General features: G+C 72.4%; 24 protein-coding genes and 1 pseudogene. 11 read left to right on the top strand and 14 right to left on the bottom strand.

What is annotated here, in order from left to right:
- Positions 1-164: 164 nt before the first annotated feature.
- Entirely contained in the window at positions 165-1,469 is a 1,305-nt protein-coding gene (locus ACFWRV_RS33905) for an ABC transporter substrate-binding protein (RefSeq protein WP_384339754.1), read from the bottom strand.
- Between the two features lie 235 nt (positions 1,470-1,704).
- Here ACFWRV_RS33905 and ACFWRV_RS33910 point away from each other — a divergent pair, with 235 nt between their 5' ends.
- A complete protein-coding gene (locus ACFWRV_RS33910; RefSeq protein ID WP_384339755.1) occupies positions 1,705-4,533 on the top strand; it encodes a glycosyl hydrolase in 2,829 nt (942 codons plus the stop codon).
- A gap of 87 nt (positions 4,534-4,620) precedes the next feature.
- Here ACFWRV_RS33910 and ACFWRV_RS33915 read toward each other — a convergent pair whose 3' ends face one another.
- On the bottom strand, positions 4,621-5,664 hold the full coding sequence (locus ACFWRV_RS33915; RefSeq protein WP_384339756.1) for a LacI family DNA-binding transcriptional regulator: 1,044 nt from the start codon (positions 5,662-5,664) through the stop codon (positions 4,621-4,623).
- 248 nt (positions 5,665-5,912) lie between these two features.
- Between ACFWRV_RS33915 and ACFWRV_RS33920 the strand changes: the two genes are divergently transcribed.
- The 3 genes from ACFWRV_RS33920 to ACFWRV_RS33930 are packed head-to-tail and all read left to right on the top strand — an operon-like array spanning position 5,913 to position 7,050.
- Positions 5,913-6,155, top strand: coding sequence for a hypothetical protein (locus ACFWRV_RS33920; RefSeq protein ID WP_384339775.1), 243 nt, complete (start codon positions 5,913-5,915; stop codon positions 6,153-6,155).
- Positions 6,145-6,381, top strand: a complete 237-nt coding sequence (locus ACFWRV_RS33925; RefSeq protein WP_384339757.1) for a hypothetical protein — start codon at positions 6,145-6,147, stop codon at positions 6,379-6,381. The genes ACFWRV_RS33920 and ACFWRV_RS33925 overlap by 11 nt, the downstream gene beginning before the upstream one ends.
- 33 nt (positions 6,382-6,414) lie before the next feature.
- Positions 6,415-7,050 carry a hypothetical protein gene (locus ACFWRV_RS33930; RefSeq protein ID WP_384339758.1) on the top strand — a complete coding sequence of 212 codons (636 nt, stop codon included), beginning with the start codon at positions 6,415-6,417 and terminating at the stop codon, positions 7,048-7,050.
- Positions 7,051-7,138: 88 nt separating this feature from the next.
- Here ACFWRV_RS33930 and ACFWRV_RS33935 read toward each other — a convergent pair whose 3' ends face one another.
- A complete protein-coding gene (locus ACFWRV_RS33935; protein ID WP_384339759.1) occupies positions 7,139-7,492 on the bottom strand; it encodes a PRC-barrel domain-containing protein in 354 nt (117 codons plus the stop codon).
- A gap of 276 nt (positions 7,493-7,768) precedes the next feature.
- On the opposite strand from ACFWRV_RS33935, the gene ACFWRV_RS33940 reads away from it, so the two are divergent.
- Positions 7,769-8,248, top strand: coding sequence for an SRPBCC family protein (locus ACFWRV_RS33940; protein WP_384339760.1), 480 nt, complete (start codon positions 7,769-7,771; stop codon positions 8,246-8,248).
- 147 nt (positions 8,249-8,395) lie between these two features.
- Positions 8,396-9,010, top strand: a complete 615-nt coding sequence (locus tag ACFWRV_RS33945; RefSeq protein WP_384339761.1) for a Uma2 family endonuclease — start codon at positions 8,396-8,398, stop codon at positions 9,008-9,010.
- Between the two features lie 11 nt (positions 9,011-9,021).
- On the opposite strand, the gene ACFWRV_RS33950 is transcribed toward ACFWRV_RS33945, so the two are convergent.
- The 7 genes and pseudogenes from ACFWRV_RS33950 to ACFWRV_RS33980 form a co-directional block, all read right to left on the bottom strand.
- Positions 9,022-9,642, bottom strand: coding sequence for an NADPH-dependent F420 reductase (locus ACFWRV_RS33950; protein ID WP_384339762.1), 621 nt, complete (start codon positions 9,640-9,642; stop codon positions 9,022-9,024).
- A gap of 106 nt (positions 9,643-9,748) precedes the next feature.
- Positions 9,749-10,261 (bottom strand): annotated as a pseudogene (locus tag ACFWRV_RS33955) (contact-dependent growth inhibition system immunity protein); the annotation flags it as partial.
- 248 nt (positions 10,262-10,509) lie between these two features.
- Positions 10,510-11,256, bottom strand: a complete 747-nt coding sequence (locus ACFWRV_RS33960; RefSeq protein WP_384339763.1) for a hypothetical protein — start codon at positions 11,254-11,256, stop codon at positions 10,510-10,512.
- A 49-nt stretch (positions 11,257-11,305) separates the two neighbouring features.
- Entirely contained in the window at positions 11,306-11,719 is a 414-nt protein-coding gene (locus ACFWRV_RS33965) for a hypothetical protein (RefSeq protein WP_384339764.1), read from the bottom strand.
- 297 nt (positions 11,720-12,016) lie between these two features.
- Positions 12,017-13,585: a PTS transporter subunit EIIC gene (locus tag ACFWRV_RS33970; protein WP_384339765.1), complete on the bottom strand. Its 1,569-nt coding sequence runs from the start codon at positions 13,583-13,585 to the stop codon at positions 12,017-12,019.
- A 51-nt stretch (positions 13,586-13,636) separates the two neighbouring features.
- The gene (murQ, locus tag ACFWRV_RS33975) at positions 13,637-14,626 is read right to left on the bottom strand and encodes an N-acetylmuramic acid 6-phosphate etherase (protein WP_384339766.1); all 990 of its coding nucleotides are present in this window, start codon (positions 14,624-14,626) and stop codon (positions 13,637-13,639) included.
- Positions 14,627-14,688: 62 nt separating this feature from the next.
- A complete protein-coding gene (locus ACFWRV_RS33980) occupies positions 14,689-15,606 on the bottom strand; it encodes a MurR/RpiR family transcriptional regulator (RefSeq protein ID WP_384339767.1) in 918 nt (305 codons plus the stop codon).
- A 105-nt stretch (positions 15,607-15,711) separates the two neighbouring features.
- On the opposite strand from ACFWRV_RS33980, the gene ACFWRV_RS33985 reads away from it, so the two are divergent.
- Positions 15,712-16,083, top strand: a complete 372-nt coding sequence (locus ACFWRV_RS33985; RefSeq protein ID WP_384339768.1) for a hypothetical protein — start codon at positions 15,712-15,714, stop codon at positions 16,081-16,083.
- Positions 16,080-16,352, top strand: coding sequence for a DUF4031 domain-containing protein (locus ACFWRV_RS33990; protein ID WP_384339769.1), 273 nt, complete (start codon positions 16,080-16,082; stop codon positions 16,350-16,352). Before ACFWRV_RS33985 ends, ACFWRV_RS33990 begins: the two co-directional genes overlap by 4 nt.
- A gap of 53 nt (positions 16,353-16,405) precedes the next feature.
- On the opposite strand, the gene ACFWRV_RS33995 is transcribed toward ACFWRV_RS33990, so the two are convergent.
- The 3 genes from ACFWRV_RS33995 to ACFWRV_RS34005 all read right to left on the bottom strand — a co-directional run bounded on the left by ACFWRV_RS33995 (position 16,406) and on the right by ACFWRV_RS34005 (position 19,450).
- A complete protein-coding gene (locus ACFWRV_RS33995) occupies positions 16,406-17,065 on the bottom strand; it encodes an HAD family acid phosphatase (protein ID WP_384339770.1) in 660 nt (219 codons plus the stop codon).
- A 201-nt stretch (positions 17,066-17,266) separates the two neighbouring features.
- Positions 17,267-18,514 carry a Cmx/CmrA family chloramphenicol efflux MFS transporter gene (locus ACFWRV_RS34000; protein WP_384339776.1) on the bottom strand — a complete coding sequence of 416 codons (1,248 nt, stop codon included), beginning with the start codon at positions 18,512-18,514 and terminating at the stop codon, positions 17,267-17,269.
- Between the two features lie 222 nt (positions 18,515-18,736).
- Positions 18,737-19,450 carry a hypothetical protein gene (locus tag ACFWRV_RS34005; protein WP_384339771.1) on the bottom strand — a complete coding sequence of 238 codons (714 nt, stop codon included), beginning with the start codon at positions 19,448-19,450 and terminating at the stop codon, positions 18,737-18,739.
- 116 nt (positions 19,451-19,566) lie between these two features.
- Here ACFWRV_RS34005 and ACFWRV_RS34010 point away from each other — a divergent pair, with 116 nt between their 5' ends.
- From ACFWRV_RS34010 to ACFWRV_RS34020, 3 genes are all read left to right on the top strand, one after another.
- Positions 19,567-20,316, top strand: coding sequence for a LamB/YcsF family protein (locus tag ACFWRV_RS34010; protein ID WP_384339777.1), 750 nt, complete (start codon positions 19,567-19,569; stop codon positions 20,314-20,316).
- 344 nt (positions 20,317-20,660) lie between these two features.
- Positions 20,661-21,392 (top strand): allophanate hydrolase subunit 1, encoded by a 732-nt coding sequence (locus tag ACFWRV_RS34015; protein WP_384339772.1) that lies wholly within the window; start codon positions 20,661-20,663, stop codon positions 21,390-21,392.
- The gene (locus tag ACFWRV_RS34020) at positions 21,389-22,264 is read left to right on the top strand and encodes a biotin-dependent carboxyltransferase family protein (RefSeq protein ID WP_384339773.1); all 876 of its coding nucleotides are present in this window, start codon (positions 21,389-21,391) and stop codon (positions 22,262-22,264) included. The genes ACFWRV_RS34015 and ACFWRV_RS34020 overlap by 4 nt, the downstream gene beginning before the upstream one ends.
- Positions 22,265-22,308: 44 nt before the next feature.
- Here the strand turns inward: ACFWRV_RS34020 and ACFWRV_RS34025 are convergent.
- A partial coding sequence (locus tag ACFWRV_RS34025; RefSeq protein ID WP_384339774.1) for an HAD-IC family P-type ATPase occupies positions 22,309-23,281 on the bottom strand: 973 nt, incomplete at its 5' end.

A 23,281-nucleotide genomic window follows, 5' to 3' on the forward strand; every position in this document is an offset into this window, starting at 1 on the left:
GGCCTCGGGCCCCGGGGGGGCCCGCCCCGCGGGCCTGGGTTTGGGGGGGGGGGGCCGGCCCCCCCGGGCGGGGGGGGGGCGCCCCGGCCCGGTGGGGAGAAGGGGCGGCGTCCGGCGTCAGCCGATCAGGTCGCCCCGGGGAAGAGGGACAGCGCGGGCCGGCGTCAGCCGATCACGTTGTCCACGCCCTTCTTCGCCGTCCCCCACGCCTTGTCCGACGCCACGCCCTTGCGCTCGACCTCGCCCAGCGCGTTCGTGATCTGCTGCATCACGTTCTGGTCGTGCACGCCCAGCACCTGGACCGGAGCCTCCTTGGCCGCGTCACCGAAGATCTGGCCGATCGGCGCGCCCGAGAAGTACTCGTCCTCGGCGCCCGAGATCGTCTCGATGGCGCCCGTCGAGGACGGGAAGTTGCCCTGCTTCTGGAAGACCTTAGCCTGCTGCTCGGGGGCGGTCAGCCACTCGATCAGCTTGTACGCCTCCTCCTTGTGCTTGGCCGCACGCGGGATGGAGAGGTACGAGCCGCCCCAGTTGCCCGCGCCGCCGGGCAGCTTGGCGATGTCCCACTTGCCCTTGCCCGCGTCGCCGGCCTGGCCCTTGACGTAGCCGAGCATCCAGGCCGGGCAGGGGATCGTCGCGAACGAACCGGCGGCGAACGCCTGGTTCCACTGCGGGGACCACTGGTCGAGCTTGGCGCTCAGGCCCGCCTCGGCCGCCTCGACGGAGGTGTCCCAGGCCTCCTTGACCGCCGGGTTCTTGTCGTAGATCAGCTCGCCGGAGGCGTCGTAGTAGCGCTCCTCCTCCTGGCCGATCATGATCCCGTAGAGCGAGCCGACGCTGTCCAGCCAGGCGCTCTTGGCGGGGGCCTTCTTCTTGTACTCCTTGCCCAGCTCCAGGTAGCCGTCCCACGTCGCCCACCTCGAAGCCAGCTCCTCGCGGTCCGTGGGCAGTCCGGCCTGCTTGAAGAGGTCGGTGCGGTAGCACATCGCCTCGGGGCCGACGTCCGTGCCGAGGCCGAGGATCTTGCCGTCCTCGGTGGTCGCCGCCGACCACTTGGCCTCGGCGAACTCGCCCTTGAGCTTGTCGGCCCCGAACTCCTTCAGGTCCTGGAACTTGTCGGACTGCTGCTGGGTGACCGACGCGATGCGGCCCACCTCCACGCCCTGCACGTCCGCCAGACCGCCGCCGCCCGCGAGGCGGGTCTGGAGCGACTTCCAGTAGTCCGCCTCGTCCTGGGTGTCGCTCTGCTTGATCGTGATGTTCGGGTTGAGCTTCTGGTACTCCTCGTACAGGCCGGCCTCCTTGAAGCCGAAGGACCCGAAGAGGTCGACGTTGAGCGTGACCTTTCCGCCCGCGCTGTCGGAGGAGTCCGACGAGTCGCTGGATCCACAGGCGGCGAGGAGGGCCCCGGCGAGGACGACCGCGCCGAGGCGGGCGGTGGCTCTCTTGGCGGCTCGGGCGATGGGCATGGGAAGCCTCCCTTGGCTTCGGGATGAACCGAGCGCCTTGAGAGCGCTCTCAAAACCTGCGTCTGGAGCGTCCCCCACCACCCCCTCCCCGTCAAGACTCGAACGCATAACAGCTTGGGGTTACACCGGACGTCCGCCCAACTGCCGCCTGTGTGCGTTCTCTTGACACTTACGTTTCAGGAGTTTTACGTTCCTTGGCACTTGAGAGCGCTCTCGAACGCGCTCTTCGCCCCCCATGATCGAGGTGCTGCTCGTGCGAACCTCCCTCTCCGGACTCGTTTCCCGGGTCACTCCCAGACCCGCGGCGGCGGCGCTCCTCGCCGTCGCCGTGGCCGCCGTGGGCCTGGGACCCGCCGCTTCCCCGGCTGCCGCCGCCACCATCCCCGCCGGCGCCGGCAGCTACACCGACTCCCGCCCCGCCGGCACCCAGGGCCCGACCACCAACACCGGCGCGCCCGTCACCCCGAAGCTCACCACCGCCGCGCGGGACAAGCCGGTCCCGACCAACGACTGGTGGTCCTCGCTCGCCTTCCAGCGCTACGGCGACAACCCGCACAGCACCCCCATGTACGGCCACCCGCTCACCTACCAGGCCAAGGCCTCCGGCCTGGAGGTCGGCTATCCGACCACGCCCGCGATCGTCGGCGACGGCCGCCAGTACGAGTACGCCCACAAGGCGGACCTCACCGTCGGCCTCTCCGGCCTGAACTCGCCCGACACCAAGGCCGACGCCTGGTCCGACTGGACGGTCACGCCCTACTGGGCCGACGGCTCCCGCACCTTCCGGGCCACCATCGGCCACGGCATGCCCTTCGTGTACGCCAAGGGTTCCGGCGGCGACGCCCGCATCACCACGGCCTCCGCGCCCACCGTCTTCTCCGACCAGGGCAACGTCCTCGGCATCACCGTCGCCGGGCACCACTACGCCCTCTTCGCCCCGACCGGCAGCGACTGGAACGTCTCCGGTTCCACGATCACCGCCGGCCTCGGCTCCAAGGACTACTTCTCGCTCGCCGTGCTGCCCTCCACGGACGCGCTCGCCACCTACCGCACGTACGCCTTCAGCTTCGTCACCGGCTCCCAGGTGGCCTGGCAGACCACCGGCGGCAACGTCCGGGCGACCTACAGCCTGACCACCGAGGCCAAGGAAGGCACGCAGCGCGGCACGCTCCAGGCCCTCTACCGGCACCAGTGGCTGCACACCTCGGACGCGCTGACCCCGTACACGTACGTCTCGCCGCGCGGCACGATGAAGGTGCGCGAGTCCGCCACCTTCACCACCAGCCAGAAGAACAACGGCGTCGTGCCCGCGCTGCCCGCCTCCAGCGGCGTCGACAAAGCCCGGCTGACCGGCTACCTCAACGAGGTCGCGAACGCCTCCGACCCGTTCTCCGGGGCCACCGACACCTACTGGACCGGCAAGGCGCTCGGCCGCCTCGCCCAGCTGGTCCCCGTCGCCGACCAGATCGGGCAGACCGCCACCCGCGACAAGCTCCTCGGCCTGATGAAGGGCCGGCTCCAGGACTGGTTCACGGCGGGCGGGGCCAGTGAGTTCAGCTACGACAAGGACTGGAAGACCCTCACCGGCTACCCGGCCTCGTACGGCAGCGACACCGAGCTCAACGACCACCACTTCCACTACAGCTACTACGTCTACGCGGCGGCGATCATCGCCCAGTACGACCAGGCCTGGGTCGCCGACTCGGCCTGGGGCACGATGATCAAGCACCTGATCCGGGACACCGCCAACGCCAGCCGCACCGACTCCGCCTACCCCTTCCTGCGCGGCTTCGACGTGTACGCGGGCCACAGCTGGGCCTCCGGCCACCAGGGCTTCGCGGCGGGCAACAACCAGGAGTCCTCCTCGGAGTCCATCAACCTGAGCGCCGCCCTGGTGCTCCTCGGCTCGGCCACCGGGGACAACTCCCTGCGTGACCTCGGCAGTTACCTGCTGACGACCGAGTCCGAGGCCATCACCCAGTACTGGTTCGACGCGAACGAGCAGGTCTTCCCCGGCTCCTTCGGCCACGACACGGTCGGCATGGTGTGGGGCAGCGGCGGCGCGTACGCCACCTGGTGGACCGCGAACCCGGAGGAGATCCACGGCATCAACGTCCTCCCGGTGACCGGTGGTTCGCTGCACCTGGCCCGCGAGAAGGCCGCCATCAAGCGGAACATCGCCGAGATGGAGCGCGAGAACGGCGGGCCCGCCCAGGAGTGGCGCGACCTGCTCTGGGAGTTCGAGTCACTGTCCGACCCGGCTTCCGCGAAGGCCAAGTGGGACGGGGTCAACGGGAACTACACCCCCGAGCAGGGGGAGTCCAAGGCGCACACCTACCACTGGATCAACACCCTCGCGGCGGTGGGCGCGCCGGACATGACGGTCAGCGGCGACATCCCGACCTCCGCCGTCTTCTCCAAGAACGGCACCCGCACCTACACCGCCCACAACCACGGCTCCACCGCCCGCACCGTCACCTTCTCCGACGGCAAGACCCTGTCCGTACCGGCCCGCTCCACGGCCACCAGCACGGGTCCCGGCGGCAGCGACCCGGACCCCGACCCGGACCCGGGCAACCCCTCTACCGGCAACACCTTCCGGCTCAAGGCCGGCGGCGCCCTCACCACCGCCACCACCGACCCGGCGGGCGCCGACACCATCGCCTCGGCCGACGGCGTCAACCGGGACGGCACCCCGTACCGCCCGACCGTCTACGAGGTGAAGAAGGTCAACGGCAAGGTCACCGCCGGGGCCGCCACCGCGTTCCGCCTCCGGGTGGACGCGGGCACGAAGGTCGGGCTCGCCCCGCAGGTCCGGGTCAGCTACGACCTGACCGGCGACGGCAGCTTCGACCGCACCGAGACGTTCCGCTACTTCGCCACCGACCCGGTCAACGGGTGGGAGGAGTACACGCAGGCGGTCGGCGCGCAGGCGACCACCGGCAGCCTGGGCGAGCTGAAGAACGGCACGGTCCGGCTGGAGATCTGGAACGCGCTCGGCAACGGCACGTCCCAGGTGCAGACCGGCACGGACGCGGCCGTGCTGAGGATTCCGTACCAGTGACCGCTGCCGGTCGATGACCGGTGGACGGCGACCTGTACCGGCCGGCGATCGGTACAGGTGACACAGACGCGGCGGGTCTCCGGCTCCTCAGGCGGAGGCCCGCCGTACCAGCGTGGTCGGGGTGATCACCGACTCCGGCACCTCGCCGCTGCCCGTACGCTCCCGCTCCAGGGCGCGCAGCAGCAACCGGGCCATCAGCCGCCCCTGCCCCTCGATCTCCTGGCTGACGGTCGTCAGCGGCGGATCGGTCTCCGAGGCCACCGAGTCCATGTCGTCGAACCCCACCAGCGCCACCTGCTCCGGCACGGAGATCCCCCGCTCGCGCAGGACCCGCAGCGCGCCCGAGGCCATCAGGTCGTTGGCGACGAACACCGCGTCCAGGTCGGGCCGCCGCTCCAGCAGCTCCGCCATCGCGCGGGCCCCGCTCTCCACGGTGAACGCCCCGTCGGCGACGAGCGTCGGGTCCAGGTCCAGCAGGACGTCCCGGTAACCGTCCAGCCGGTCCATCGCCGAGGTCTGGTCGGCGGGGCCGCCGATGTGCGCGATGCGCTCCCGCCCGAGGTTCTTCAGATATTGCACGGCCAGCCGGGCCCCGCCCCGGTTGTCCGCGTCGACGTACGGAACGGCCTGGTCGCCCGGGTCGGCGGTCCAGCTGGGCCGCCCGCCGTACACCGCCGGGATGCCCGCCCGCCGGGTGATCGCGGGCACCGGGTCATCGGTGTGCAGCGAGAACGCGAGCGCCCCGTCGACGTGCCCGCCGGAGAGATACCGGGCGATCCGGTCGAAGTCCCCGGGGCCCTCCACCAGCAGCAGGACGAGCTGGGTGTCGTGGGCGGTCAGCTCCTTGCTGATGCCCCGGATCTGCTGGGAGAAGAAGGGGTCCGAGAAGAACCGCGTCTCCGGCTCGGCTATGACGACGGCCACCGCGCCGGTGCGCCGCGTGACGAGGGTCCGCGCCGCGTGGTTCGGGATGTAGCCCAGCTCGTCGACGGCCTTGAGCACCTTGTCCACGAGCGGCTTGCGGACTCCGTCGCCCCCGTTGACGACCCGCGAGGCGGTGGCCCGCGACACCCCCGCGCGTGCCGCGACGGCTTCCAGGGTGGGCCGGGACCCGGGGGACTGCTCGGTCAAGGCGGTCGCTCCTCGTCGACGGGGCGGCGAAACGCGGGCCGCCGGCTCGCCTACAGCCTAGCGCCGGGCGCCGACCGTTCTGAGAGCGCTTCCAAGCAGTGGTCCGGTGGCCTCGCGGGTGGCCGGGCCACGGCGGGGTGAGCCGCGGCCGTGCCGGCGAGGTTTGCCGGAACCGCGCCTCTTCCGGGCCAACTGCGCGTTGGACACGCTGGGTATGCATGGCCATCACTCAGAGTGGAAGGTGCGGCATGGAAGCGATGGAGCGGCGCAGGGCGGCGGCGGACCGCGTACGGACGGCGGAGGACGCCGTGGAGCAGCTGCGGGAAGGGCTCGCGGAGTGCGGAGTGAAGCTGCCGTCCCTGCGCGTCGATCCGGTTTCGTGCGCGGGCGACGAGCCGGCGCCCCTGGTCGACCTGGGCCGCTGCAACATCGACACCGCGTTGCGGCTGTGCGAGGTGCTGGCGGAGAAGGAGAGCGGTCATGACGGGTGAGGGACGTGAGCCGGGTACGCCCGAGGAGGGCGCGTTCGCCGTGGACGCGCGGGACGGGCGGGTCGGCCGGGTGACGGGCCGGTCGGGGCCGGACGTGCGGCTGCGTCCGCCCGGCGGCGGGCCGGAGTGGGACTGCCCGCGGGACGCGGTGCGGCCGGCGTCGCCGGGCGTGGTGCTGCGGGCCCGGGTGACGGAGATCAACAGGGAGGGTCAGCTGCCGCGTTGAGGCCGGGCGGGGGGTGGTCGCTACGCTGCCCCGATGACCGATGACGAGGGAGTGCGGGCCGGGGCTCGGGCGGGAGAACGGGCGGCGCGCCGTCTGGCGGAGCTGGGCGTGTGCGAGCTGGGGCCCGGCCTGGGCGATGCGGAGTTCGAGCGGATCGAGGCGGAGTACGGCATCGTCTTCGCCGACGACCACCGGGGCTTCCTGGCGGCCGGGCTGCCGGTGGACCGGGCCGCGCCGCCGGAGGAGGGCGAGTCCCCGCGAAACCCGTGGACCGACTGGCGGGACGGCGACCCGGCCCTGATCCGGGAGCGGTTGGAGTGGCCGGTCCAGGGGCTGCTGTTCTCGGTGGAGAACGGCTGGTGGCTGTCCGGCGGCCGCTGGGGGCCGCGCCCGGCGGACCCGGCGGAGGCCGTCGCGGCGGCGCGGGCCGCACTCGCTTCCGTGCCGAAGCTGGTCCCGCTCCACTCGCACCGGTACCTGGCGCCGCGGATGGCGGGGGCGGCGTACGGGCGCCCCGTGCTTTCCGTCGTCGGCGCCGACACCATCCACTACGGGCGTGACCTGCGGGACTGGGTGGAGCGGGAGTTCGCGGACCGGGACGCGGGGGAGGGGTGGCCGGAGCCGGCGGCCGGTGACCGGGTGCCCTTCTGGTCGGACCTGGTGGTCTGAGGGCTTCCCGGCCGCGCTCACACGTGAGGCGGCGGGGCCGGCCCCTCCTCGGGGTCGGGCCCGCCGCCGTTCTGGGGCGTACGCCGGCTCACATGACGCGGTAGGCCAGGTAGTACGCGGAGAGCTGCTGGTGGTAGACCGGGTCCTCGGTCTGCAGGTGGCGGTCGAACTCCGGGGAGTCCTTGACCTGTTCCTTGGTGAGGTCGACGTGGACCTTCCGGTCCTCGGCGTCGATGCGCTTCACCGTGCCCGCGGGCAGCAGCACGTGCTTGCCGAAGATCCAGACTCCGGTGTCGACCAGCAGATAGGCCGAGCCCACCTCTTCGGAGTGCTTGTCGACCTTTCCGATGCTGCCGTCGGTCGCCTCGACCGAATAGCCGGTCAGATCGGCGCCTGCGGTATGACCGCTCGACGGCTGGTAGCCCCACAGGGAGTCGCTCATTGTGGCTCCTTTCGCGAAGGTCGATTCAGCTCGTTTCTGCGGCGGATCATCTTTTCGTCATCGATATTCCGCTGACCCTCGTCTGCCCGGGGAACCTGGGGCTACACCTGGTCCGTCGACCGGTACGGGAAGCGGGATCGGGGCAGACGAGAATCCCCGGGAAACCTCGGGAAGCGCGGAAGGGGAGCCGAACCGGAAACCCCGTTCCCGTTTACGCTTTCCCTGTACGGGGAGGGCATCCGTGCATTCTCTTCCGATCGGACAAGGGGATCATTCATGGTTGACGTCAGGCGCTCGTTCACCGTCGCGAGGCCGCTCGACCGGGTCGTGGCGTATCTCGCGGACTTCTCCCGGGCGACGGAGTGGGACCCCGGCACGCAGGAGTGCGAACGGACCGACCAGCCCGGCGACGCCCCGGTCACCGCGGGGGCGACCTGGCACAACGTCTCCGAGTTCCGGGGCCGGCGCACGGAGCTCACCTACCGGCTGGAGGTGAAGGAGCGCGACCGGCTGGTCTTCGTCGGGACGAACAAGACGGCCGAGTCCACGGACGACCTCACGTTCCAGGCCGACGGCGAGGGCGGGACCCGGATCACGTACCACGCCCACATCCGCTTCAAGGGCGTCGCCCGGCTCGCCGATCCCTTCCTGCGGCGCGAGTTCGAGCGGCTGGGCGACGAGATCACCCACACCATGCCCCGGGCGATCCTCGGCCGGGACGGCGTGGGCGGGGACGAGGGCGACGGGAGGGCCTGAGAAGGTCCGGATCGCGGCGTACCGGGCGGGAGGCGTGCGTCGCCTGCGCGCGGCCACTCGTTCGTGGGACGCTGGGAGAAAGCGGCGGACAGCCGTGAAACCCCCGATCTAGCCTTCTCGGCAAGGCCACGGAAGAAGGGACCCGCGATGACCGCAGCATTCGTCGAGAACGGCCAGGCATCGGACGGGCGCGCGTGGGACTACCTGCTGCAGACATGGCGTGAACTGGACGTGCCCGAGGGATGGCGCGCCGAGATCGACGAGGGGCGGATCGTCTTGGTACCACCGCCGCACGCGCACCACAACGGCATCGCCGAGGTGGTGCAGCGCCGCCTCTACAGGGGTTTGCCCGACGGACTGGGTATTTACCAGACGCTGGGCGTCCACGTGGCCCCGCTCGGCAAGCTGTACGTCCCCGATCTGGTGGTCATGCCGACCGAGCTCATCGCGGCGGCCGATCCGGAGACCAGCGATCCGATGGACGCCTCGGAGGCGTTGCTCGTCGTCGAGATCACGTCGCGGGGGAACGCGCGGGAGGACCGCACCAAGAAGTACCGCGCGTATGCCCGCGCGGGAGTCCCGATGTATCTGCTGATCGACCGGTTCGACACCCGGGGGCCGATGGCCACGCTGTTCACGGAACCGAACGAGGACGGCACGTACAAGCACACGGACGCGGTGCCGTTCGGCAAGCCGCTGGCCGTGCCGTCCCCGTTCGACGTACAGCTGATGACGGGGGAGTTCCCGGGACCCGCCGTCTAGAGCGTCTCCGCCTACGGGCGGGTGACCACCTTGATGTTGAAGGTGTGGGACCCCACCCCGCCCGCGATCCCCATGAAGAGGAACGCGAAGTGTTCCTGGCCGCGCGCGGTGGTGATGCCGCCGATGTCGAGCTGGGAGGACGCGGGCCAGCCCAGGTCGGTGAGCAGCCGACCGGTGGTGCGCTTGGCCTCGGCGTCGTCGCCGGAGAGGAACACCGTGCCGGGCTCGGTGAGTTCGGCCGGCGCGGTCATCGTGGTGGAGTCCATCGTGCAGAGCGTCTTGACGACGGGCGTCAGGGGGAAGGCCTCCTGGATCAGTTCGCCCAGGCTGCTGTTGGGGTGGGTGAGGGCGCTGAAGTCGTCGGAGAGGCCGACCCCGACGTCGATCAGCAGGGTGCCGGCCAGGGCGGGCGCCCCGATGGAGCGGAGCAGGTCCACGGAGACGCCGCCGGGGGTGGCGTTGACCAGGACCTCCGCGTGTGCGGCCGTCTCGTCGAGGCCCGCGACGGGCAGGCCGAGGCCGGTCCGTTCCTTCGGGTCACGCGATCCGAGAAGGACGTCGTGTCCTGCGGCGCGCCAGCCATGGGCCAGGGCGCGGGCGACATTTCCGGTGCCGAGCAGTCCTATACGCATGCCGACGACGCTAGGCGGCGGAGCCGCCGTGACGGATCGGCCGGTGGTCCCGTGCGAGGCCGTACCTAGGGCGTAGTCCGCGCGACGGGGGCCGGTGTGCGCGGCGTCAGCTGCGGTCGATCGCGCGAGCGAGTTCGACCAGCCACCCGACGGTGCTGAGCGGTGCCGGAGGTTCGACCTCCAGGCCGAGTTCGGCCAGCCCGACGGCGTAGTCCGGCTCCTCGACGGGCAACGCGAGCAGATCATGAAGCTCTCCGGCGAGCTGGGCCACCAGCCCCGGATCCGTGCTGTCCAGATAGTCCTGGAGCGCGGTCGCGTGGTCCTCGAACTCGTCCGGCATGTCCTGCGCGTACCAGCCACCGAGCAACTGCGCGAGCTCCGGAAAGCGGGCCCGCCACTCCCAGTGGGTCTGCGGAGGCGCGGGCGGCGGTGCCTGGCCGGTCTCGATGCTCTCCTTGAGGCGGTCCGCGAGCATCAGGAGCCAGTCCTGGATCCGCTCGTCCGGCAGTCCCACGTCCGGCACCGGATAGAACTCGCCGAGGCGGAGCCGCAGTCGGCCCGGGGGATTCCGCGCGTACTCGCGGAGCTGGAACTCGGCGGTGGCGATGGACCACGGTCGCCGCACGGGTCGTCCTCAGGCGCGAGCCCACGCGTCCGCACGGATTCGTCGTCCACTCCACCGCACCGATCTATCTCTAGAGGCATCCGTGTCCCTCAAGCCACTCGATTCGATGGTGAGGCGTTGCCGGGTGGACTGGGCCAGCCAATGGTGGATGGTCTGCTCGTTGGCGGTGACCACCTGCTGTGTGGCCCACTGGGCTGCTTCGCGGTCGGTGTACGTCGCGCCGCGGGTTCGCACGGTGTGCGTCACTTCCCCTTCGGCCACACGGGCGGATGGGCAGAGGCGAGGTGGTCGATGATCGACCGTGCGAGGAGAGGGAAGAACTCCGTGAAGTCGGCGTCGCCCGATCCTCCGCTGAACACCTGGGAGAAAAACCGGTCCATCGCGTCCTCGTCATTCTGGAACAGTGCCAACGCCTCGTAGCTCTCAGCGGCCAGTCCAGGAAGTTTCCACATGCACAGAGGGTGCGTCTCTTCGATAATAAGGGCGATGCTCTCCTCGATGCTCGCGGACTGCATGTCGTCGGAGATCGCCACTCCGTCCTGCCCGAAGTAAATAGGCAGGAACTGGCTGAATCGCGGAAATCTGAGCGAGATCTCCCGAGCTGTCCAAGCCCGGCGCTGGTACTTTTCCTCGATCGGAAGAGAGCGCCAGTCCAGAATGTACGAGGAGATCTTGCGATAGATCTCGGGTGTTCGGTCGGACGGAGCGGCGGCGGGGATCTCCCTGAGCGCCGGAGACCCGGGGTCCGCGGCGAAGGTCTCCGCAGCGGTGAGCAGTTGGGAGGCGATCTCGTAGAAAGTCCTTCCGCCGCCGTGCTGCGCGTACGAGAGGGCACGGAGGGTCGGCCCGAGGCGTCTTTGCCACTCGTCGGCGTCTGTCGGGATGCCGGTGGAGGAGAAGGGCGCCAGGAGGATACGCGCGCCTTCCAGGCCGAAGTGGTCCATCATCTCCTGCCGCCGTACGCCGCCCCTGTCGTCGCTTCTGGTCATTCCTCTTCCTTCTTCTTCACAGGGCCGAATGCCGAAAATCGCCTCGACATTAGCGTTCGATCCGCTCCTTGATGGTTTTCTGGTTCGCGTCGATGGTGTACTGCGTCATCCGCTGCGCCGAGTCGATGTCCTTGAAGGCGGATGCTCTGGCAACCTTGGGCTGTCCGTGCCATTCCGTCGACGCCAGGTCCATCTCGTAGATGCCGAGGTCCGCGTTGCCCGGTCGCGACCAGCGGTGGCGCGGCTTGAACTCGTCGAGGGCCCGGGCGCCGAACGCCCGGGCGCGTGCTTCCTCCGCTGCGAACCTCGGAGCGCTCATCAAGGCCTCCGTCAGCTCGGCTTCGAGACCTCTCACGGTCTTGGCGGCCTCGTGGAACGCGGCATGGCAGGTCTCCACGGCGGCATCCGCGCCCGCCTTGTCCATGTGACTGGCGAAGGTGGCGATGATCTCGCCGGAGGCCATGGTGGCCCCGAGTCAGGTCAGTTCGCCGAAGTCGATGTCCACCGTCAGGTCCTTGACGGTCGCCTTGGCGGCCTCCGCCGCGAGCCGTGAGGTGGTGTCGCGGCATTTGTCCGCCGCGTCTGCAGCGTCGTGGAGGGCCCGATGCAGCGTTTCGCCGGTTCGGGCTCCCGAGGCGTAGTAGTTTCCCGCACCTGCGACGACGGCTCCGGCCGCCGCGTGTGTGGCGGCCGGAGCCGTGGTGGGAAGGCCCGCGCGCAGGTGCTCGCCGGTCGGTTCCCGGTGGTCGGTGTCCGGTGGTCAGACTCCGGCCGGAGCCTTGGACGGAGAGGAGCCGGGGCCGTCCGTGGAGTCCGGTGCGCCGGGGGGCGTCGTGGGACGGGTCTGCGTGCCGCCGGTGGCGGCGACCGTGGACGGGGCCGGTTCCTGGGAGACGTTGAACTCGGCCAGCAGGTCCTTGCCGAAGCCGAAGAAGTACGTCGCGACGAACCCGGCGACATAGCCGACGAGCAGGCCGCCCGCGTAGATCGCGATCGTCGAGCCCAGGCCGTGGTTGCCGTCCAGGAGCGGGAACAGGGCCCAGCCGGACGGGCCGATGGCCGTCGAGCCGACCGTGTCGCCGAGCTGGTTGAACAGGCCGACGAAGCCGGCGCCGAACGCGCCGCCGACGCACGCCGTGACGAAGGGGCGGCCGAGGGGGAGCGAGACGCCGTAGATCAGGGGTTCGCCCACGCCCAGCAGGCCCGCCGGGAGCGCGGACTTGATGGTGCGGCGGATCGACTCGTTGCGGGGGAGGCGGAAGTAGACGGCCATCGCCGCGCCTACCTGGCCCGCCCCGGCCATCGCCAGGATCGGGAGCAGGACCGTGTAGCCCTGCTGCTCGATGAGCGTCGTGTGGATCGGGATCAGCGCCTGGTGCAGGCCCAGCATGACGAGGGGGAGGAACAGGCCGCCCAGCACGAAGCCCGCGCCCGCGCCGCCGTTGGAGAGCAGCCAGTCGGCGAACGTACCGATCGCGGAGGACACCTCGCCCGCCACGTACATCAGGCCGAAGATCGTCACCAGGCCGGAGATCAGCACCGTCAGGGTCGGGGTGACCAGGACGTCCAGAGCCTCCGGCACCCAGCGCCGGCACCACTTCTCCACGTACACCGCCAGCACCGCCGCGCCCAGCGCGCCGAGTACACCGCCCTGGCCGGGCGAGAGCGTCTGGCCGAAGGCGTCGATGTTCGCGACGCCCGGGAAGACGATGATCGCCGCCACCGCACCGCCCAGGATCGGCGTACCGCCGAACTCCTTCGCCGTGTTGTAGCCCACGAACACCGCGATCAGCGCCATGAAGCCCGACGCCATCGCCGCCAGCGCGGGCGTCACGGCGGGCAGCCACTCCAGGTTCACCAGCAGGCCGTTGAGGCCCGCGATGATCCCGCAGCCGATGAGCGCCGGGATCAGCGGCACGAAGATGTTGGCGATCTTGCGCAGGAAGAGCTTGAACGGGGTGGCGTTCTTCGCCTTCCGCTCCGCCCTGATCGCCGCGCCCTGGGCCGCCAGCTCCTCGGCCGAGACGGCGGGGGCGTCATCCGGCGCCGGTGCCGGGGCGGCCTCGCGGCCCTCCTCGACCAGCTGCTCGAACTCCGGGGTGACCCGGGCGACCGTGCCCGGACCCAGCACGATCTGGTACGTGTCGTCCTCGACGACGCCCATCACGGCGGGCAGGGCCTTCAGCGCCTCGTCGTCGACGAGGGACCGGTCGTGCAGCCCGAGGCGGAGCCGGGTCATGCAGTGGGCGATGGAGGCGACGTTCGCGGCACCGCCGACGAGCGGCAGGATCGCGGCGGCGGTGGCGCGGTTCTTGTCTTCTGTGGCCATGGTGCTCGGTGCCTTGCTGTGCGGGGGGTGGGGTTGGGGTACCCGGGTGGGTCAGGTGGTGCGTACGGCCGCGAGGGCGGCGCGCAGGTGGCCGTCGGACTCGGTCAGGAGCCGGGCGGCGGTGGGGCCGTCGACCTGGCCGAGGATGACCAGGATCGCGTTCTTGACCTCGCCGTCGGTGGCGGCGAGGGCGGCCTCGATCGCGGTGTCGGGCGCGCCGGTGGCCAGGGAGACGATGTGCCGGGAACGGGCGCGCAGCTTCTCGTTGGAAGCGCGCACGTCGACCATGAGATTCCCGTACGTCTTGCCGAGCCGGATCATCGTGATCGTCGAGATCATGTTGAGGACCAGCTTCTGGGCCGTCCCCGCCTTCAGCCGGGTCGAGCCGGTGAGCAGCTCGGGGCCGACGACGACCTCCAGGCCGTGTTCGGCGGCGGCGCCGAGCGCGGAGCCGGCGTTGCAGGAGAGCCCGATGGTCAGGGCGCCTTGGGCGCGGGCGTGCTCGACCGCGCCGATCGCGTACGGCGTGCGGCCGGAGGCGGAGATGCCGACCACCGTGTCGTCGGCGCTCAGCTTCAGCGCGTCCAGGTCCGCGGCGGCCAGCTCCTTGCTGTCCTCCGCGCCCTCGACGGCCGTGACCATGGCGGACGGGCCGCCCGCGATCAGGCCGATGACCTCGGACGGGTCGGTGTTGAAGGTGGGCGGGCACTCGCTGGCGTCCAGCACCCCGAGGCGGCCCGCCGTGCCCGCGCCCGCGTAGATCAGCCGGCCGCCGCGGGCCATGCGCTCGGCGGTGGCGTCGATGGCGGCGGCGATCTGCGGCAGCCGCTCGGCGACGGCGGCCGGGACGGTGGCGTCCTCGCCGTTCATGATCCGGGCGATCTCCTGCGTGGACAGCCGGTCGATCTCGGCCAGCTCGGGGCGGAACGCCTCGGTGGTGAGGGTGGCCAGCTGGGCGCGGAGCTCGCCGTAGGTACCGGCGGCGCCGGAGGTGTCGGCGGCGCCGGGGGTGTCGGGGTTGGCGTCGGTGGTGGAGGTCATGGGGTGCGGCTCAGCTTTCTCGGGGTGCTCGGTCTGTCACGCGTACGGGCGGGGTCGGGCGGTCAGCGGGTGCGCGGGGTGTGGCGGTGGGCGAGGGCCTCGTAGGAGGCGGCCAGTGCGGGCGCGGCCGTCTCGTAGGTCCGTTGCGCGACGCCTATGAACAGGCAGTCCACGACGAGCAGCTGGCTGGTGCGGCTCGACATGGCGGCGGGGCGCAGCTCGCTCTCGCGCGCGGTGGACGTGGTCAGCACATGGTCCGCGTACTGCGATACGGGCCCGTCGGGCCGCCCGGTGATCGCGATCGTCGTCGCCCCGCGGTCGAAGGCGACCCGCAGCGGCTCGATGACGTCACCGGTGGAGCCGGAGTGCGTGATCGCGATGGCCACGTCGCCGCTGCGCAACTGCACGGCGTTGGTCACGGCGAGGTGCGGGTCCATGTGGGCGTGGGCGATGAGGCCGATCCGCAGCAGCTTCTGCGCCAGGTCCTGGCCGACCAGGGAGGAGGCTCCGACGCCGTAGACGTCGATGCGGCGGGCGGTCGAGGCGGCGGCGACGGCGGCCCCCAGCTGTACGGTGTCCAGCCCGGCGGCGGTGTCGGCGAGGGTCTGCTGCTCGTCGTGGGCGAGCTTCGCGACCACGTCGGCGATCGGGTCGTCCACCGCGATGTCGGCGGTGACGGCGGGGGCCCGGCCGGACTCCTGGTGCGCGGCGAGGCCGGCCAGCGCGAGGCGCAGGTCGCGGTAGCCGGGGTAGCCGAGGAGCCGTGCGGTGCGGACGACGGTGGCTTCACTGGTGCCGGTGCGCTCGGCGAGACCGGTGACGGTGAGGGCGGCGCAGCCGGCCGGGTCGCCCGCCACGGCTTCGGCGACCAGCTGCATGGAGCGGGTCATGGACGGCGCGAGGGTCCGGACCTTGGCGGCGAGGGCCGCGGGGGCCGGCGGGGAGCCGCCGCTGAAAATTTCCTTCACGTCACTGGTCACATCTGAAAGATATTTTCAACCCTGAGGTCCGTCAACCCCTCTTTGGTCCCTACCTCTGGCGGGACCTCCGAAGGGGCCTCTCCCGCGCGGGCGCACAATGGGGGCATGGAGTTGAACCCCCTGGAGCAGGCCCTGCACACCGCCCGCGCGCTCGTCATGGCCGACCTGGCGGCGGCCGACGTCGCCGAGGCGGACATCGTCTCGCTGGTCGAGGACGCGGTGACGCACCGGCGCTGGTGGGTGGAGCAGTGGCCCGAGGGCGTGGAGTTCGTGGCCGGGCTGGTCGCCCAGGACGTCCAGGACGCGCTGCTGGAGCGGTACGGGCGGTGGCCGCTGTGCCCCGCGTGCTCGCCGGAGGACGAGCCGCACGCCCTGGACGTGGAGCCGGAGCTCGGGCCCGACCCGCACTGGGTCTGCACCAAGGCGGCCGTGGCGGTGGCCCCGGTGGGGGCGCTGGGCGAGGTGCTGCGGCGGTGACGCTCTACATCGACCCGCCCACCTGGCCCGGGCACGGCCGCCTCTGGTCGCACCTGGTCAGCGATGTCTCGTTCGAGGAGCTGCACGTCTTCGCCGCGGCGATCGGCTGCCCGCCCCGCGCCTTCGAGCGCGACCACTACGACGTGCCGGAAGCGCACTACGCGGACGCGGTGCGGGCCGGGGCGCGGGAAGTCGGCTCGAAGGAGCTGGTCCGGCGCCTCACGGACGCGGGACTGCGGAGGCCGAAGGGGCGGCCGGCGCCGGGGTAGCGCCCGGCCGTGTCCGGTCGGGCGGGCCGCGCCGGTGCCGCCCCCCGTGCGGACTAGGAGAGCGCGCCGTCGTAGTCCGGGAGCTTGAAGCCGCGTTCGGCGTGGCCGCCGACCAGGTCGGTGGTGTTGTTCCCGATGTTGGCGATGATCGTGTAGCCCTTCGCCTCGATCGCGGCCCGCTGCTCGGTCTTGTAGGCGCTGACCTCCTCGAAGAGGTCGGGCAGGCTGCGTACGTGCAGTCCGTCGACCGGGTAGCCGGCCTTCTTCAGGTTCCAGTCCGTGAGGGAGTGGATGATGCCCGGCCGGGCCGTGACGAAGAAGACGGCCACGCCGCGCGAGTCGGCGTAACGGGCCAGCTCGCGGACGTCCCCGACGGCGGGGGTGGGCAGCTCCCAGAACGGGTGGAAGTGCGTCTCCAGCGCGGTGTTGTCGATGTCGAGGACGATCGCCCGCTTCTCGCTGCCGCCGCTCTCCGTCCGGGCCTCGATCCAGGGGCGTGCCTCGGCGACGACCGCTGAGACGTCCCGGCGCCAGGTGGCGTAGTCGACATCCGCGGCGAGGGCGGAGGCGGAGGCCGCGGGGACGGCCGCCGGGGCGGTACGGGCCGGGGCCTTCGTCTCCGTCGCGTCGGCCGAGGTGACGGGGACCGCGACGAGGGCGAGCGTCGCGGCCAGGGTCGCGGCCGTGCGCTGGATGGTGGCGCCTGCATGCATGGGGACTCCTGGGTGGGGAACCTGCCAATGGCCCGTGCGCCGCGATCGGACGACGGGTTGTCATGCTCGCGCTCAATAATGAAGGGCGGGTGGCCGTCCCACTACTGGTGGGTAGCGTCTTTTTCGGCTGGTGTTCGGCTACCTGACGGGAATCGGCCGGGCGGCGGCCGAAACTGGCTCGGTGGGCCCGGAGCTACGGAGTCACGCGCCCGTCGACGGCAGGGAATCCGTCGGTGCCGTGCGCCGCCCCGTACCGGGTCCCGCGCTCTTCGCGATCAGCCGCGAGCGCGACCGGCCGCTCCCGCCGCCGCGCTGGAGGTGCAGCGCCACACCCACCGCCGCCAGGGCCAGCGCCGTCATCGCCGCGCCCGCCCAGGCCGTGGAGGCGAAGCCGAAGTCCAGGTCGATCACCGTGCCGCCGAGCCAGGGGCCGCTCGTGTTGCCCAGGTTGAACGCGGCCGTCGTGGTGGCCCCGGCCAGCGTCGGGGCGGCCCCGGCCACGTTGAACATCCGGGCGTTCAGCGCGGGGGCCGTGAAGAAGGCGGACAGGCCCAGCAGGAAGGCCAGTGCGATCACCGCGATCTGGCTGGAGGCGAACAGGGCCAGCGCCGCCAGGAACACCGTGGACGCCGTGATGCCGCTCAGCAGCACCCCGAAGAGGTGCGCGTCCGCGACCCGGCCGCCGATCATCGTGCCGATCAGCGCGCCCACTCCGAACAGGCCGAGGATCCACGGCACCCAGGACGAGTCGAGGCCCGCCACGTCCGTCAGCAGCGGCGCCAGGTAGCTGAACGCGCAGAACACCCCGCCCGCCGCGAGCGCGGTGATCACGATGGCCAGCCAGACCTGCCGGTCCCGGTAGATCGCCAGCTCCCGCCTCAGCTCGGGCTTCTTCTCCGGCAGCGGGATGTGCGGGATACGGGTGGCGACCCCGACCAGGGCCACCGCCGAGGCCGCGCCCACCGCCCAGAACGCCGAACGCCAGCCGAGGTGCTCGCCGAGGAAGGCCCCCAGCGGCACGCCCAGCACGTTGGCGACGGACAGACCGCCGATCATCACGGCCATCGCCCGCGCCCGCTGGTTCACCGGGACCATCGCGATGGCCACGGCCGCGCCGACCGCCCAGAAGCCCGCACAGGCGAGCGCGCTCACCACCCGGGAGACGAAGAGGATCTCGTACGTCGGAGCCAGCGCACCGGCGATCTGGCCGAGGCCGAACACCGAGATCAGCGCGATCAGCGTGGTGCGGCGCGGCAGCCGCAGCGTGGCGACGGCCAGCAGCGGGGCGCCGACCACCATGCCGATCGCGAACGCGGATATGAGGAGTCCGGCCTGCGGGATCGACACGTTCATGTCGTCGGCGATCGGCGGGAGCAGGCCCGACAGCATGAACTCGCTGGTGCCGAGTGCGAAGACCGAGAGGCCGAGAATGTATACGGCCAGCGGCATGGGTGCGCGGCGGGAGGGAGAGTCGGGCATGACTCGTCCCAACGCCGGGGAACGCTTCCGCATTCCCGGCGCCGGGGAACGCGGAGGCCGGAACAGTCCGCGGCGCGCCGCTGCCGCTCGGCGACGGCGGACGACACCGTGAACGAACGGGAACAACTGCCGGTCGGCGAGGACCGGTCGCGAGCACGTCCTCGCAGCCGGTCGGCCCGGCTCCCCGCGCGGTCAGCCGGTGCCGGTGCCGGTGCCGGTGCCGGTGCCTGACGAGGTCAGCAGCTCCAGCTCCGTCGCCAGGTTGTGCCGGGCCCGCGCCTCCCACTCCGCCGCACCGTGCGGGGTACGGAACAGCCGCGGCAGGCCGAGGAGTTGCCGCAGCACGGCCGCCCGGCCCTCCCGGAACGCCTCGTCCGGCACGAAGCCGTACTCCTCCCGGACCCGGGCCGCGTACGTCCCGTACTCCCGCGGGCCGCCCGCCAGGATCGCGAGGTCGGCGTCGCACAGCACCTCGCCGTTGCGGTCGCCGTCCACCGGGTCGTGCGTGACGGTGAGCCGGACCAGCCGGGCGACCTCCGCCACCACCGGCTCCGGCACCCCCGCCTCGGGCAGCGCGCGCTCGGCGAGGGCGGCGCTGCGCTCCTCGTTCTCGCTCCGGTCGGGCCGGTACACCGCGTCGTGGAACCAGGCGGCGAGGCGTACCGCGTGCACGTCGTCGGCGTGCTCGGCCAGGGCGTCGACGCCGTCCAGGACGGCGGTCAGGTGGGCCGTCGTGTGGTAGCGGCGCTGCGGCTCGGCCCAGCGGGCGAGGAGGTTCTCCGCGTACGGCAGGGGGTCGGGGCCGTCCGCCCCGGCGCGCGCGGCCAGCAGCGTGTCGTGCCAACGGCCGCGCAGCGCGGCGCCGGCGTCGGCACCCTGGGGCGGGTGGGGGCTGTGGTCCGTCATGGGACGACTCTAGGACGTGCGTGGCCGGTCCACGGCGTACGGCCAGGGGCCTTCCACCCCGCGGACCGGCCCTTGTCGCCCCGCCCCACGGTCATTACCGTGCGCCCGTGATGATGATGGATCTCAACGCCGACCTCGGCGAGGGCTTCGGCGCCTGGACCCTGACCGACGACGACGCGCTCCTCGCCTGCGTCACGAGCGCCAACGTGGCCTGCGGCTTCCACGCGGGCGACGCCTCTGTGATGCGGCGGGTCTGCGATGCGGCGGCGGCCGGTGGGGTACGGATCGGGGCGCAGGTCTCCTACCGGGACCTGGCCGGGTTCGGGCGCCGGTCGATGGACGTGCCGGCCGCCGAGCTGACCGCCGAGATCGCTTACCAGATAGGCGCGTTGCGGGTCTTCGCGGAGGCCGCCGGATCCACTGTCGGTTACGTCAAACCGCACGGCGCGCTCTACAACCGGGCCGTCTGGGACGACGACCAGGCCGCCGCCGTCGTCGCGGGCGTCCGGCTCGCGGGCGGAGACCTGGCCGTGCTCGGGCTGCCCGGATCCCGGCTGCTGGCCCACGCCGCCGATGCCGGACTGCCCGCCGTCGAGGAGGCCTTCGCCGACCGCGCGTACACCCCGGAGGGCACCCTCGTCCCGCGCGGTGAGCCGGGCGCGGTGGTGCACGACCCGGACGACGTCGTACGCCGGAGCGTCGGCATGGCCGTCGAGCGCGCGGTGACCGGGGCGGACGGCGGCCGGATACCCGTCTCGGCGCGCTCGCTCTGCGTCCACGGGGACACCCCGGGCGCGGCGGCCCTCGCCCGCCGGGTGCGGGCCGCGCTGGAGGAAGCGGGCGTCGCGGTACGGGCGTTCGTGTGAATGGCCCGGGCGGTGCGGGAGGTGGGGGAAGTGCGGGCGGCCCGGGCGGTGCGGGAGGTTCGGGCGGCACGGGAGGTACGCGAGGCACGGGAGGCCCGGGCGGTGCGGGAGGTTGGGGAGGCACAGGCGGCCCGGGAGGCCGAGGCGGCCTGGGCGGTGCGGGAGGTACGGAAGGCGCGGGCGGTCCGGGAGGTTCGGGAGGTACAGACCGCCTGGGCGGGGCGGGAGGTTCGGGCGGCCCGGGCGGTACGGGCGGCCCGGGCGGTTCGGGAGGCACGGACCGCCTAGGCGGTGCGGGAGGTACAGAGGGTCCGGGCGGGACAGGCGGCTCGGGGGAGGCTGCCGTGTTCCCGGGGGACGTACGCGTCCTGCCCGTCGGGCCGCACGCGCTGCTCGTCGAGCTGACCGGCGGCGAGCACGCCGAGGCCTTCCACGCGGAACTGGTGCGCCGTCGCGAGCGCGGTGAACTCCCCGCCGTACGCGAGATCGTCCCGGCCGCCCGTACCGTCCTGCTCGACGGGATCGCGGAGCGCACGCCCGGGGCCCGGGACCGGTTCGCCCGGGAGCTGGCCGCGTGGCGGGTGGAGCCGCCGCGCCGCGAGGGCCGCGAGCCGGTGGAGATCCCCGTCGTCTACGACGGCCCCGACCTGGGCGAGGTGGCGGCGCTCTGGGGCGTCGGGGCCGGGGAAGTGGCCGCCCTGCACTTCCGTACCGCGTTCCGGGTGGCGTTCTGCGGGTTCGCCCCCGGGTTCGGCTATCTCACCGGGCTGCCCGAGCGGTTGCACGTGCCCCGGCGCGCGACCCCGCGTACCCGCGTGCCCGCCGGGGCGGTGGCCCTTGCCGGGCCCTACACGGGGGTGTACCCGCGCCCCTCGCCCGGCGGCTGGCAGATCGTCGGGCGGATGCCGGACCCGGGGGCCCTGTGGGACCCGGCCCGGGAGCCGGCGGCGCTGCTCGCCCCGGGGACGCCGGTCAGGTTCGTGGCGGTGGCGGCGGGGGGAGCGGCCGCGCTGCCCGCTCCCCGGGCGAACGCCCCCCGGTCGGTCACGCCCCAGGACCCCCGGGAGGGAGCATGACGCCGACCGCCGTCTCCCGTCTCCACGTCGTCCGGGCCGGGGCGCTGACCACCGTGCAGGACGCGGGCCGCCCCGGCTGGGCGCACCTCGGGGTCGGGCGGGCCGGGGCGCTGGACGGGGCCGCCGCCCGGCTGGCCAACCGGCTCGTGGGCAACCCGCCGGACGCCGCCGTCCTGGAGACCACCCTCACCGGGTGTGCGGTCCGCCCGGACCGGCCGGTCGTGGCCGTCGTCGGCGGGGCGGGCTGCCCGGTGACGGTCGACGGGCGACCGGTGGCGTGGGGCGAGCCGGTACGGGTGCCCGCGGGCGCGGTACTGGACGCGGGCGCCGCCGGGACCGGACTCCGGAGCTACCTGGCGTTCGCGGGCGGGCTGGTGCCGGACCCGGTGCTGGGCAGCCGTTCGGCGGACCTCCTCTCCGGGCTCGGGCCCGCCCCGCTGAGCGACGGCGGAACCCTCCCGCTGGGCGATCCGGCGGAGTGCGGTCCGCCGCCGCCCGCCGGTCCCGTCCCCTGGCCGGGCGCCCCCGCCGAACTGGTGCTCCCGGTCCATCCCGGGCCCCGCCACGACTGGTTCACCGAGGCCGCGCTCCGTACGCTCCTCACCGCCGCCTACCGGGTCTCGCCGCAGAGCAACCGCATCGGCCTGCGCACACAGGGCCCGGCGCTGGAGCGGTCCCGTACGGAGGAACTGCCCAGCGAGGGCATGGTGCTGGGCGCGATCCAGGTGCCGCCGGACGGCCGGCCCGTCGTCTTCCTCAACGACCATCCGACGACCGGCGGTTACCCGGTCGTCGGCGTCGTCCCCGAGCCGTCCCTCGCCGCGGCGGCGCAGGCCGTGCCGGGAACCCGGCTGCGCTTCGTACGCGCCTGAGCCCGGCGGAACCGTAAGGGTTCCCCCGGGCCCGGACAGCGGCCTCACGCTCCCTTGAAGGTGCGCAGCCGCAGGGAGTTGCCGACCACGAAGACGGAGGAGAAGGCCATCGCGGCTCCGGCGATCATCGGGTTGAGGAGCCCGGCGGCGGCCAGCGGGAGGGCGCCGACGTTGTAGGCGAAGGCCCAGAAGAGGTTGGTGCGGATGGTGGAGAGGGTGCGGCGGGAGAGGCGGATCGCGTCGGCAGCGGCGTTCAGGTCGCCCCGGACGAGGGTCAGGTCCCCTGCCTCGATGGCGGCGTCGGTGCCGGTGCCCATCGCGAGACCCAGGTCGGCCTGGGCGAGTGCCGCCGCGTCGTTGACCCCGTCCCCGACCATCGCGACGACCCGGCCCTCGGCCTGAAGGCGCTTGACCACATCGACCTTGTCCTGCGGCATGACCTCCGCGTAGACCTCGTCGATGCCGACCTCGGCCGCGACGGACTCCGCCACGGCCCGGTTGTCACCGGTGAGGAGGATCGGGGTCAGGCCGAGGGCGCGGAGCCGGCGGACGGCCTCGGCGCTCGTGTCCTTCACCGCGTCGGCGACCTCCAGCACCGCGCGTGCCTCACCGTCCCAGGCGACGGCGATCGCGGTGCGCCCGGCCGCCTCGGCCGCCTTCTTCGCCTCCGCGAGGCGGTCGGGGAGGCGGATCTCCCACTCGGCCAGAAGCTGTTCGCGTCCGACGAGGACGGCGTGGCCGTCGACGATGCCCTGGACGCCGAGTCCGGGGACGTTCTGGAAGTCCTCGGGGGTGGGGAGGGGGCCGGTGGTGTCGGTGGCGGCGGTGGCGATGGCTCGGGCGATGGGGTGTTCGGAGGCGTTTTCCAGTGCTCCGGCGAGGCGCAGGGCTTCTTCTTCGGTGGTGTGGGGGGTGGTGTGGGTGGTTTGGAGGGTCATGCGGCCGGTGGTGACGGTGCCGGTCTTGTCGAGGACGATGGTGTCGGCGCGGCGGGTGGTTTCGAGGACTTCGGGGCCT

The organism is Streptomyces sp. NPDC058576 (assembly GCF_042718715.1).
Taxonomy (GTDB): domain Bacteria; phylum Actinomycetota; class Actinomycetes; order Streptomycetales; family Streptomycetaceae; genus Streptomyces.

Excerpts from the sequence above, each read along its gene's own strand:
- ACFWRV_RS34010 (WP_384339777.1), top strand. The coding sequence starts at position 19,567 with ATGGATCTCAACGCCGACCTCGGCGAGGGCTTCGGCGCCTGGACCCTG.
- ACFWRV_RS33995 (WP_384339770.1), bottom strand. The coding sequence starts at position 17,065 with ATGCATGCAGGCGCCACCATCCAGCGCACGGCCGCGACCCTGGCCGCG.
- ACFWRV_RS33945 (WP_384339761.1), top strand. The coding sequence starts at position 8,396 with ATGACCGCAGCATTCGTCGAGAACGGCCAGGCATCGGACGGGCGCGCG.
- ACFWRV_RS33985 (WP_384339768.1), top strand. The coding sequence starts at position 15,712 with ATGGAGTTGAACCCCCTGGAGCAGGCCCTGCACACCGCCCGCGCGCTC.
- ACFWRV_RS34020 (WP_384339773.1), top strand. The coding sequence starts at position 21,389 with ATGACGCCGACCGCCGTCTCCCGTCTCCACGTCGTCCGGGCCGGGGCG.
- ACFWRV_RS33910 (WP_384339755.1), top strand. The coding sequence starts at position 1,705 with ATGATCGAGGTGCTGCTCGTGCGAACCTCCCTCTCCGGACTCGTTTCC.
- ACFWRV_RS33970 (WP_384339765.1), bottom strand. The coding sequence starts at position 13,585 with ATGGCCACAGAAGACAAGAACCGCGCCACCGCCGCCGCGATCCTGCCG.
- ACFWRV_RS33905 (WP_384339754.1), bottom strand. The coding sequence starts at position 1,469 with ATGCCCATCGCCCGAGCCGCCAAGAGAGCCACCGCCCGCCTCGGCGCG.
- ACFWRV_RS34005 (WP_384339771.1), bottom strand. The coding sequence starts at position 19,450 with ATGACGGACCACAGCCCCCACCCGCCCCAGGGTGCCGACGCCGGCGCC.
- ACFWRV_RS33950 (WP_384339762.1), bottom strand. The coding sequence starts at position 9,642 with ATGCGTATAGGACTGCTCGGCACCGGAAATGTCGCCCGCGCCCTGGCC.
- ACFWRV_RS34000 (WP_384339776.1), bottom strand. The coding sequence starts at position 18,514 with ATGCCGCTGGCCGTATACATTCTCGGCCTCTCGGTCTTCGCACTCGGC.
- ACFWRV_RS33965 (WP_384339764.1), bottom strand. The coding sequence starts at position 11,719 with ATGGCCTCCGGCGAGATCATCGCCACCTTCGCCAGTCACATGGACAAG.
- murQ (WP_384339766.1), bottom strand. The coding sequence starts at position 14,626 with ATGACCTCCACCACCGACGCCAACCCCGACACCCCCGGCGCCGCCGAC.
- ACFWRV_RS33960 (WP_384339763.1), bottom strand. The coding sequence starts at position 11,256 with ATGACCAGAAGCGACGACAGGGGCGGCGTACGGCGGCAGGAGATGATG.
- ACFWRV_RS33925 (WP_384339757.1), top strand. The coding sequence starts at position 6,145 with ATGACGGGTGAGGGACGTGAGCCGGGTACGCCCGAGGAGGGCGCGTTC.
- ACFWRV_RS33920 (WP_384339775.1), top strand. The coding sequence starts at position 5,913 with ATGGAAGCGATGGAGCGGCGCAGGGCGGCGGCGGACCGCGTACGGACG.
- ACFWRV_RS33935 (WP_384339759.1), bottom strand. The coding sequence starts at position 7,492 with ATGAGCGACTCCCTGTGGGGCTACCAGCCGTCGAGCGGTCATACCGCA.
- ACFWRV_RS33930 (WP_384339758.1), top strand. The coding sequence starts at position 6,415 with ATGACCGATGACGAGGGAGTGCGGGCCGGGGCTCGGGCGGGAGAACGG.
- ACFWRV_RS33940 (WP_384339760.1), top strand. The coding sequence starts at position 7,769 with ATGGTTGACGTCAGGCGCTCGTTCACCGTCGCGAGGCCGCTCGACCGG.